Consider the following 10,062-nt stretch of genomic DNA (forward strand, 5'->3'; position numbering starts at 1 on the left):
CTTATAGAATCGTGAAATGTTTACTGGGAAAGACTTTTAGGACTATTTTGCTGAAGAAACTATCAGTATAGACCCCGTTTCCACACAGAAACCAGAAGAGCCGCGTCTGCGGCGGGCGGACAATGGGAGTTCTCTGAGTTACGATTGACTTTCTCGGAAAGCTGCTCTTGAGATGATTGTAATTCTTTGAGATGCTGCTCTAGCTGTTCTATCTTCAAACCTCACCCCACTACTAGCTGTCTGACGCTGGCGGTCGGTTGGTCTGACCCAATCCTCTGCGCCAATTCCTGGTATCAACCGTAGGTGTTTCTCATCCATAGGTCTGAGATTACCAGATTTCGTTCCCCTCTGAACGGTTACAGCAGATTTTTTCTGGAATCAAAAATCTCCTCATGTATTAAGCTATATTACGACCAAATTACATTCGTGACCAGATTGACTACAATGGAAAACGAGGATGGGTGGCCTGCTTATAGGAATAGGGATGAATTCGAGTTCGACAATTCGTTGGCAAAAATCGACATCAGTTTGTCAGTGATTTCCCCAACTAAGCAATTTGCCCTAGTTACCTTTATCTGGAGAAAAATCAGCGGCTTTGGCATAGAGCGAATCTCAGTGTGATGGTCAGAAAGTCAAAGCCAAAGCAGATAAGTATTTTTCGGTCAGCCTCTCCAAATCCTTGCTAGTTACTGGCTGGTGCTGACTAGGGGCTGTTTGACCGTAAGTGTTGAAAACATGAAAAAATAAGATTTTCTTTGAATTCAAGGAGTTGATCATGGCTAGTAATATAACTCAACAGGGAAGCTTGACTCTCAATGATTTTATCTTTATACAAGGAGCAAATCCCACCAGAGCAGATGAATATCTGGTCACTTTTACTGCTTTTAACCAGCCCGTGCAGATATCTTTAATTTCTGCTAACAATACCACTTATGATCCTATCGTCCAAATTATTGATGCCAGAACCAACACAATAGTTGCCAGCGATGACGATAGCGGTAACGGCAATAATTCACTCATTGCTAATTTTCTGCCCCAAGGCGGAGTTGTTTATAAAATTCGAGTCACCAGCTTCAATACTATTAACACAGAGATCGAACATCCCTACACCTTACAGGTTAACTCTGTAGTGGGCGATGTGGTGCTTGAGGAAAGATTATCGAGCTTCGGCAACCCCCAAACAGGTCAAGTGGTTACTTTTCAGGGGGTATTAGACAGCAGAGACTATACTTTTCCCTCTCCTAGCACAGCTGCACCCTCTTTGGCGGATGAATATAAGTTGGCAGTGACTGCCTTTAATCAACCCATCCAAGTATCACTTACGTCCTCAAACACCGGTGTTTACGATCCCTTCCTACAGATTGTCAATGCCAGAACAGGGGCTGTAGTGGCTTTCGATGATGACAGTGGTGACGGACTCAATTCTTTAATTGCCAATTTCTTACCGCAAGGTGGGGTGGATTACCGGATTCGGGTAAGTAGTTTCAATACTATCACGCTGCCGCAGACCAATCCCGCCACCTATACATTGCAAGTTAGCGCTCAAGTGGGACAGGCAGCCGTAACCCCAAGAGTCCCCGGTATTATTCCTCCACCCAATACCAGTCCGCTAACCCTGACTGGTGACACGGCGCAAATCGCCTACGTTGTCTATTATGGACGACCAGCGGATAATGCTGGACTCGATTTCTGGGACGAAGCCTTGACGGATGCGGGTATTAGTTATTCTCCGAGACAGGGAGATCTATTAACTGGATCTGAAGCTGGTGCTTATAATCAAATTGTCAACTTTTTTGGCACCTCGCCCGAAGCTGATAACCTCTTCGGTGGATTGAATAATCGGGACAAAGTGAATAAAGTTTATAACTTTGCTTTTAACCGTAACGCAGAACAAGAAGGTTTAAACTTTTGGGCAGAGCACCTAGATAGTGGTGCCATCACCCTAGCTAATTTTGCTCTGGAGATCGGATTGGGTGCCCAGGGCGACGATATTATTGCCCTACGCAATAAACTGACCAGCGCCGATCTGTTTACGAATTCACTGGATTTGCCCGAAGAAAGGGCGGCCTACTCGGGCGAAAGTGCGGCACTTTTCGGACGCAATTGGCTCAGTGATTTCGGCACGACCGTAAGTACCCAGGCTTGGGTTGATGCCGCTATCTCTAGCTTAGTATCTATCTAGGGCGGGCTGAATATCAGTAGAAGCTTTGCTAGAAAAGGGTTTTGGTCTTTTTTTACCCAAAAAGTGCCAGAAACAAACGTTGAGAAATCGAAATAGGGACTCAAAACCCTGGCACTTTTGTGAGCGATGGCGAAGGGTTCCGCTTTGCAGTACGCGAGGTCATTCTGTTATTCTGACTTCCCCGACCGACGACCGACTCGGAGACTGATGACTCCTAACCCCACCAGCCAACTTTTTCAGCAAGCCCTAGATATTCTGATACCATTTTTCTAAAGTAATGGCAGAGATAGTTAATTACCCTCACCCCCCCCCAACCCCCCCCTGACAGGTGTAGGTATTTTACAAGTAAGAGGAAGGGGAGTAGTAAAAAGCGTCAACGGGGGTGGGAGGGAAAGAACTCCAACGATGAAGGTGAATCGACAAACCTTTTAGTAAATCAGCAATTAGGGTAATAGAACCCACATTCCGCACCCTAGTCGGTTGAAACCAACAGTTGCTCTAGCCCTTGTATAGCTGGACTTCCCCCATACAGAAATACTAAAAAATCAACAAAACCCTTACTGCCTGGAGCTTCTCAGAAAAAATTGACAAGCCGCTACTGGGTACATTTTTCGCTTGAAAATGGCTGTACCGTTGACTGTATCTGGAGTAGAGCGATTCCGTAGAGTTGGCTGTATAGTGATCGCTAACCTCATTGTAACAGATGGTGTCATTAATCTCTAGAGTCAGCGATTCCCTCTGTAGCCATGTTTTTGCTGGTTTTCTGCCCCGAAACAAGCTATAATGGTCGAAAGGTCAAATTTGAAAATTTTTGCCTCAAACCCTATCAGCGTAAGGACTTCAGGAGTTTGTGTCCAGTAGTCCATTAGTATTATATGGCTTTAACTCAGGCTCTATAAGACTTTTAGCCATAGCTAGTATGTTTATACGGGGGAAGTCCAGAAATATGTGGCAGTTCAGGGGGAACTGGAATAGGTGTACAAGCTGCCGCACCTATGACCGTCAGTTTATTCGTGTTGCAAACGTTCCAACGCGGCCACCAGCGCATCCACCTCGGCCTTAGTATTGTAGAAAGCCAAGGAAGGGCGCACCGTTGCCTCGAGACCAAAGCGTCGCAGAATGGGTTGAGCGCAGTGATGGCCTGCCCGCACGGCAATCCCTTCCCGGTTCAGGGCCTGTCCAATGACTTCCACATCAAATCCCTCCAGCACAAAGGAAAGCACGGCAGCCTTATCGGCTGCCGTCCCAATCAAACGCAGGCCCGGAATGGTTGTCAGTCCCGCAGTGGCGTACTCCAGAAGTTCATGCTCATAATTGGCAATGGTGGTCAAACCAATCTGCTGAACATAATCCAAGGCCGTCCCTAGGCCAACGGCATCGGCAATATTGCCCGTTCCGGCCTCGAAGCGAGTGGGAGCCGCCTGATACACGGTACGCTCAAACGTCACATCCACGATCATGTTGCCGCCGCTTTGCCAGGGAACCGTGGCATTCAACAGGTCTTCTTGACCATAAAGTACCCCGATCCCTGTCGGACCAAAGACTTTATGCCCGGAAAAGACGAACCAATCACACCCTAATTGTTGAACATCGATCGGAATGTGGGAAACCGATTGAGCGCCATCTAACAAGACTTTAGCTCCGACCCGATGGGCTAAATCAATGATTTGTTTGGCGGGAGTAATGGTTCCCAAGGCATTGGAAACATGGGAAAAAGCCACCAGTTTTGTGCGGGAGTTGAGTAATTGTTGGTACTCTGCCAGTAAAATCTGCCCGTGGTCATCCACGGGGACAACCCGCAACTTTGCTCCCGTTTGGGCGGCTAGTTGCTGCCAAGGCACAATATTGGCATGGTGTTCCAGATGGGTGAGGACAATCTCATCCCCCGCTTGTAGGGTTTGTTGTCCCCAGCTTTTTGCCACCAGATTAATGCCTTCCGTTGTCCCCCGCACGAAAATGATTTCGTTGGCAGATGAGGCATTGAGAAAACGGCGTACCTTGTCTCTGGCCGCTTCGTAAGCATCTGTGGAGCGAGCCGCTAATTCATGGGCGGCACGATGCACATTGGAATTTTCATGGCTGTAGAAATGAACGAGGCGATCGATGACTGCTTGGGGCTTTTGAGTTGTTGCGGCATTGTCGAACCAGATCAGTGGTTTGCCATTCACCCGTTCTTGCAGGATGGGAAAATCCTGGCGAATGGTATGAACATCAAAGAAGCTAGGTCGTTGAACGCTTCGCCCGCTGGCATGGGGGACAAAAAGGGGATCGATACCCGGGACTTGAACAAGCTGGCCCGGTTTGGCCACTACCGCCGGAAGGTCGGGGATTTTTGTTTCTAACTCTTCAATGAAGTAGAAAGAGGAGGTGGCTAAGGGTACAGCCAAGGGAACTGTGGGCCGTTCGCCCACAGCAGCTGGGGAGGTTGCGGGGGTAGCCGGCAAGTCCAGGGTTGGGGGAATCGCCGCGGCGGATGGCACCAGATAATCCCGATCTGTACTCAACCCCTTCGCCACCTCGGCCTTAAGGTCGTGCCGTTGTAGTTCTTGAATTATCGTCTGGGCGAGATGCTCAAGAAGGTCAGGTTGAAATAAGGGGTTAAGAGAAATGTTCTCGACCTCAGTTGGGGCAGTGGTGGGCGGGGATAGAGCGGGTAGATTCCCCCCCGCCTTTTCAGGGATCAGTTCAGGGTTAGTCATAGTCGTAGATGTGGTATTGGTTGACATCAACGTTCTCCAGTACGGCCGCTGCGTCGTCGGTCAACACTGCCAACGAACAGTAGAGGGAGACCAGGTAAGAGGCGATCGCCTTGCGACTAATCCCCATAAATCGCACCGACAAGCCAACTCCCTGTTGACCGGGTAAATTGGGCTGATAGAGACCGACCACCCCTTGACGGCTTTCTCCTACCCGCAATAACAAAATATTGGTTTTGCCTTGTTCATTCACGGCCAACTTATCGGAAGGAATCAAAGGCACGCCTCGCCAAGTAATAAACTGAGAGCCAAATAATGACACCGTAGCAGGGGGTACACCCCGTCGGGTTGCTTCTCGTCCAAAAGCGGCGATCGCTTTGGGATGGGCGAGGAAAAATGCCGGTTCCTTCCACACCTTGACCAGCAACTCATCCAAATCGTCCGGCGTGGGCGCACCATTGCGAGGTTGCACTTTCTGGGAATCAACAATATTGTTGAGCAATCCGTACTCATGGTTGTTGATCAACTCATTTTCTTGACGTTCCTTCAGCGTTTCAATCGTCAGGCGCAATTGTTCATGGATCTGATCGTGGGGACTGCTGTAGAGATCGGACACGCGAGTGTGAACATCCAGTACCGTATTCACCGCACTCAAGAAATACTCCCGGGGGGTCTCTTCGTAATCCACAAAGGTTTCGGGCAGCTCCCGCTCATCTCGTTCAGAGCAAGCCACCTCAACCCGGGAGGCATCCCTGACTTTATTGAGACGATAAATCCCCGCTTCAACGGGTAGCCAATGCAAGAGGCGAACGAACCAACGGGGCGAAATGGTCAATAACTGAGGAACGGTCTTTGTGGCATTGGCCAACTGCCGAGCGGCAGCATCTCCCAAAGCCAGTTGCAATTCATGATCTTGGGTATAGGTCATTGAGTTAAATCCTCCAATTCAAAAAAAAGTAACAAAGCGACTGTTATGGCCGAACATTCACAGTCAGGACAGCCCCTCAAATTCCAGAGCCGTCATCAAACATTTCCTGTCGTAGTTGCGCCTGGGAGACAAAACCCCCCGGCGGCACACTGCGGGTTAACCAAACATTTCCACCAATGGTTGCGCCCCGACCGATAGTTACCCGACCGAGAATCGTTGCACCTGAGTAAATCACCACATCATCTTCAATAATCGGATGACGGGCTTGACCTTTGATTAAACTGCCCGATTCGTCCCGGGGAAAACTTTTCGCCCCGAGCGTGACCGCTTGGTAAAGGCGCACGCGGTCGCCAATCACCGTGGTTGCCCCAATCACCACCCCCGTCCCATGATCGATAAAGAAGCTATTGCCGATCGACGCGCCGGGGTGAATGTCAATCCCCGTTAAGGAATGGCCAATTTCACTAACAATCCGCGCCAACAAGGGAGAGTCCAACCGATACAGGGCATGGGCAATGCGGTGATAAGTGATTGCCGTTACCCCGGGGTAACAAAACAACACTTCATCTAAATTTCTCGCCGCCGGATCACCTCGATAGGCCGCAGTGATATCGGTTTCCAGTAGAGCTTTCAGATGGGGTAATTGAGTGGCAAAGGCTTGTACCGTCCCTTGGGCGTGTTTCTCAATCTGGTCTGACGACCAGTGCAACTGTGACCCCAGCAACCACTGTTCGCGACAAACTTGGTGATGCAGCAGTTGCAAGACTTCATTGAGGGTATGACCGATAAAATAGCGGCTGGATGTTTCGCCTAAATCGGGATTGCCAAAGTGATAGGGAAAAAGAACGGCACGCAGTCGATCAACAATCCGAAATAAGGCCTCACGGGAGGGCAAGGGGAAATGGCTTCGTGATTGAGACCAACTGTGGAACGACTCGCCACGAGGTTTGGACAATTGAGCGATAATTTCATCGAGATCCAAGGACAAGGTGGGTTGGGAGAGAGCGCTGGAACTGCTCGGATGCTCGCTCGTCATGCCACTAACCCTTGCTCATTAAATACCCCTTGGAACAGGATGGAACTCAAATACCGTTCTCCGGAATCCGGCAAAATCACGACAATGGTTTTGCCTTGGTGTTCGGGTTGTTGTGCCAAGCGAGCGGCGACGGCGACGGCGGCACCGCAGGAAATGCCGGAGATAATCCCTTCTTCCTTGGCCAACCGTTGGGCATAAAGAATGGCCTCTTCGTTGGAAACGGTTTCAATCCCATCCACGAGGGATAAATCCAGAACTTCGGGAACAAACCCCGCCCCAATGCCCTGAATTTTGTGAGGGCCAGACTTTAAGGGCTGACCTGCCCGGGCTTGGGATAGTATGGGGCTGGCTTCTGGCTCCACCGCTACCGATAAAATCGGTTTTCCCTTGGTCTTTTTGACATAGCGCGAAACTCCCGTAATGGTTCCGCCCGTTCCCACACCCGACACGAGAATATCGATCGCCCCGTCTGTGTCCTGCCAAATTTCAGGGCCGGTGGTTTCCTCGTGGATGCGGGGATTGGCAGCATTGCGGAACTGTTGCAACAACACATAGCGATCGGGATTAGATGCGGCAATTTCTTCTGCCTTTGCCACTGCTCCGGTCATGCCTTTAGTCCCTTCTGTTAACACCAGATTGGCTCCATAGGCGAGCAACAGTTTGCGCCGCTCCAAGCTCATGGTTTCAGGCATGGTCAGGGTGAGGGGAATCCCCTTAGCGGCGGCGACAAAGGCTAGGGCAATGCCTGTATTGCCACTGGTGGGTTCGACCAGTTCTTTGTCCGGCCCCAATAATCCCCGTTGTTCTGCATCCCAGATCATGGCCGCACCAATACGACATTTGACTGAATAGGCTGGATTGCGACCTTCAATCTTGGCCAGAACCGTGGCGTGATTGTTGCCAACGATTCGATTAAGGCGCACTAGAGGAGTCCGCCCGATCGACAAACTGTTATCCGCGAACCATTTCTTACTCACAAAATGGCAACTCCATGATCAAAATACGACAGTTCACCAGATTGGCTCATCTTGAATTCATTTGAAATTCATTTTGAATCCATTTGAAATTCATTCTAGCCTATGCACTATCAACCTCTGGTCAAGCTAAACAAATCTTTATAATCAAGGGGGGTGGGCGATCGCTGAGGTTGAAGAATCAAGGTATAGGAGGGCGGGAAGTGGAGATAAGGGAGCGGGTTTTTCAAGTTGGATTAGGAGTTATACTTGAGACTAAATCCGTTGAGCATAGGCTAGTTATGAGGAGAGGCACTCATGCAAGAGGCACTCATGCAAAGGGGAGAATAAATAATCAGTTTTTAATAACCAGATTTAGTATGATATACGGAGTCGTAAATTGGCGGCGCGAAGCCACACTCCCTCTGGTAGTTGCTAACTCAATCGGGCAAAGAGAAGTCATCAAAACCGTTATTGATACCGGAGAGGCCTGGGTGCTAATATCGAGGCATTGATCATTCAATCGCCTCTACCTGAATCCTAAAGATATGGAGAGTTCAGACAAGGAAGACTACAAAGCAAAAGAAAAAGCCTTTTACAGTGCAATGATATCTGCATGGCTTACTACAAGGCTTGAACGTGATAAGCAGTTATTAGGTTTGTCAGTTACAGCTATTGGATTGTTGGTTACTTTGCTAAGAACAGTTGGAGTTTCAAGCCCTTTACAGATAATCCTTTTTGGTCTTGCACTTTTTGCCTTTCTGATTACTGTAGTTTTAGTCATTTATATTCTGGGCGAGAATTCTACACATATTGAAAAAATATTAGGAGGTTCTGAAATTGAAAGCAGAAAATTGATGTGTCTAGATAAAACTGCCGGGATCAGTTTCGTCGTAGGTATGGTGCTAATCGTTATAATTGGGATGGATTCGGCGGGGTTTTTCCAGTTTCTGTGTGGAAACGATGTCTATAGTGATAGTTTATTGTGCAAAATAGTCCTAAAAGTCTTGCCCAATAAGCATTTCACGATGCCATAATCAAAAATTATCACACACAGTCAAGAAGAGCCTCGCCGGTAGTTAACTTAACTAAAAAAGGAATAAGCATAAGCATGAGCCAAGAAAAATCCTCTGATACTCATCGTCAATCTGTAACTGTGAAGCGTAGTTGGAATGGAGTGGTCAAGCTACGTCCCCAACCTCCAAAGGCTTCCCAGACAACCCCTAAATCTAGTCCTAATCTAACAAATCCCTCGGCAACTTCAGGTGGTAATGGGTCTAGCAGCGCGGGTGAATCAGACAGTAGTAACTGATAACGTCCGAACGTCTGAACGTCCTCCCTACCCCGCTACGCACTCAGGGACTCATGGGGGTTTGTTGAAGACGGCTGTTGGCCAGGATCCCTTATAATGGGGAAGTCGGAATGTTTTTTCTTCCTATGCCAGTAAGTGCTGAAGCTCTTAAGCAAGACTTGGATCGACTAACTGATAATCAGCTTCAGCAAGTGGCTGATTTTATTGCCTTCTTAAAGTTTCGCAGTCAGCGTCATCAGGCTGTTCTCGATCCCATGCAACTGGCCGATCTGTTTGCAGAGTTTGCTGATGAAGATCGCGCCTTTGCTGAAGAAGGTATGAATGACTATGCAGTAATACTCCATCAAGAAGACCAATGATGACCAATCCTCTGAAACGGGGTGAAGTCTGGTTAGCCGACCTCAATCCAACTCAAGGTTCTGAACAAGCGGGCATTCGTCCCGTCATCATTTTCCAGAATGACCTTGTTTCCCAGTTCTCAACTACGATCATTGCTATTCCGCTCACCACCAACCAACGTCGCGCTGCTTTGCCTATATGCTTACTGATAGAACAGGGTAATGGTGGACTCGGCGAAGATTCTGTTGCCCTATGTTTTCAGATGAGAGTGCTGGATAAAACTCGTTTGATCCGCACACTGGGACAACTGAGTCCCGAAATAATTGCCCAATTGGAAGAAGTGGTTTTGCTAACCTTAGGATACGAGTCATAAATGTGGAATTAAATGGAATTCTTAAGCAAGCCCAAGTTACATTTGAGGAGTTTATAGCAATTCCCATAGTTGTGAGGTACAGAGTCTTAGGTTTTGAGGAGTCAGGAGTCAGGAGTCAGGAGTCAGGATTCGGGATTCAGGATTCAGGATTCAGGATTCAGGATTCAGGATTCGGGATTCAGGAGTTAAGATTTTGGTGTACCTCATGAGATTGGGAAACGCTATAATTAAGCGACTACTAAC

8 protein-coding genes are annotated in these 10,062 nt (G+C 48.4%); 4 read left to right on the forward strand and 4 right to left on the reverse strand.

The features are described 5' to 3' along the window. Nucleotides 1–775: 775 nt before the first annotated feature. Nucleotides 776–2,182, forward strand: a complete 1,407-nt coding sequence (locus PX636_RS08305; protein ID WP_288116719.1) for a DUF4214 domain-containing protein — start codon at nucleotides 776–778, stop codon at nucleotides 2,180–2,182. Between the two features lie 1,007 nt (nucleotides 2,183–3,189). Here PX636_RS08305 and PX636_RS08310 read toward each other — a convergent pair. The 4 genes from PX636_RS08310 to cysK all read right to left on the reverse strand — a co-directional run bounded on the left by PX636_RS08310 (nucleotide 3,190) and on the right by cysK (nucleotide 7,819). Then, nucleotides 3,190–4,908, reverse strand: coding sequence for a family 2A encapsulin nanocompartment cargo protein cysteine desulfurase (locus PX636_RS08310; protein WP_288116720.1), 1,719 nt, complete (start codon nucleotides 4,906–4,908; stop codon nucleotides 3,190–3,192). Then, nucleotides 4,874–5,806 (reverse strand): family 2A encapsulin nanocompartment shell protein, encoded by a 933-nt coding sequence (locus PX636_RS08315; protein WP_002750434.1) that lies wholly within the window; start codon nucleotides 5,804–5,806, stop codon nucleotides 4,874–4,876. Before PX636_RS08315 ends, PX636_RS08310 begins: the two co-directional genes overlap by 35 nt. A gap of 76 nt (nucleotides 5,807–5,882) precedes the next feature. Further along, complete coding sequence (gene epsC / locus PX636_RS08320) at nucleotides 5,883–6,842, reverse strand: serine O-acetyltransferase EpsC (protein WP_288116721.1); 960 nt, start codon at nucleotides 6,840–6,842, stop codon at nucleotides 5,883–5,885. Beyond that, on the reverse strand, nucleotides 6,839–7,819 hold the full coding sequence (gene cysK, locus PX636_RS08325) for a cysteine synthase A (protein ID WP_288116722.1): 981 nt from the start codon (nucleotides 7,817–7,819) through the stop codon (nucleotides 6,839–6,841). The genes epsC and cysK overlap by 4 nt, the downstream gene beginning before the upstream one ends. Before the next feature lie 524 nt (nucleotides 7,820–8,343). Between cysK and PX636_RS08330 the strand changes: the two genes are divergently transcribed. From PX636_RS08330 to PX636_RS08340, 3 genes are all read left to right on the forward strand, one after another. After that, nucleotides 8,344–8,832 carry a hypothetical protein gene (locus tag PX636_RS08330; RefSeq protein ID WP_043999147.1) on the forward strand — a complete coding sequence of 163 codons (489 nt, stop codon included), beginning with the start codon at nucleotides 8,344–8,346 and terminating at the stop codon, nucleotides 8,830–8,832. Nucleotides 8,833–9,217: 385 nt separating this feature from the next. Beyond that, the gene (locus PX636_RS08335) at nucleotides 9,218–9,466 is read left to right on the forward strand and encodes a hypothetical protein (RefSeq protein ID WP_002760243.1); all 249 of its coding nucleotides are present in this window, start codon (nucleotides 9,218–9,220) and stop codon (nucleotides 9,464–9,466) included. Continuing rightward, nucleotides 9,463–9,819, forward strand: a complete 357-nt coding sequence (locus PX636_RS08340) for a type II toxin-antitoxin system PemK/MazF family toxin (RefSeq protein WP_288116723.1) — start codon at nucleotides 9,463–9,465, stop codon at nucleotides 9,817–9,819. Before PX636_RS08335 ends, PX636_RS08340 begins: the two co-directional genes overlap by 4 nt. Nucleotides 9,820–10,062: the final 243 nt, after the last annotated feature.

The sequence above is a fragment of the Microcystis sp. M53598_WE2 genome, assembly GCF_030067735.1.
In the GTDB taxonomy this organism is placed as follows: domain Bacteria; phylum Cyanobacteriota; class Cyanobacteriia; order Cyanobacteriales; family Microcystaceae; genus Microcystis; species Microcystis aeruginosa.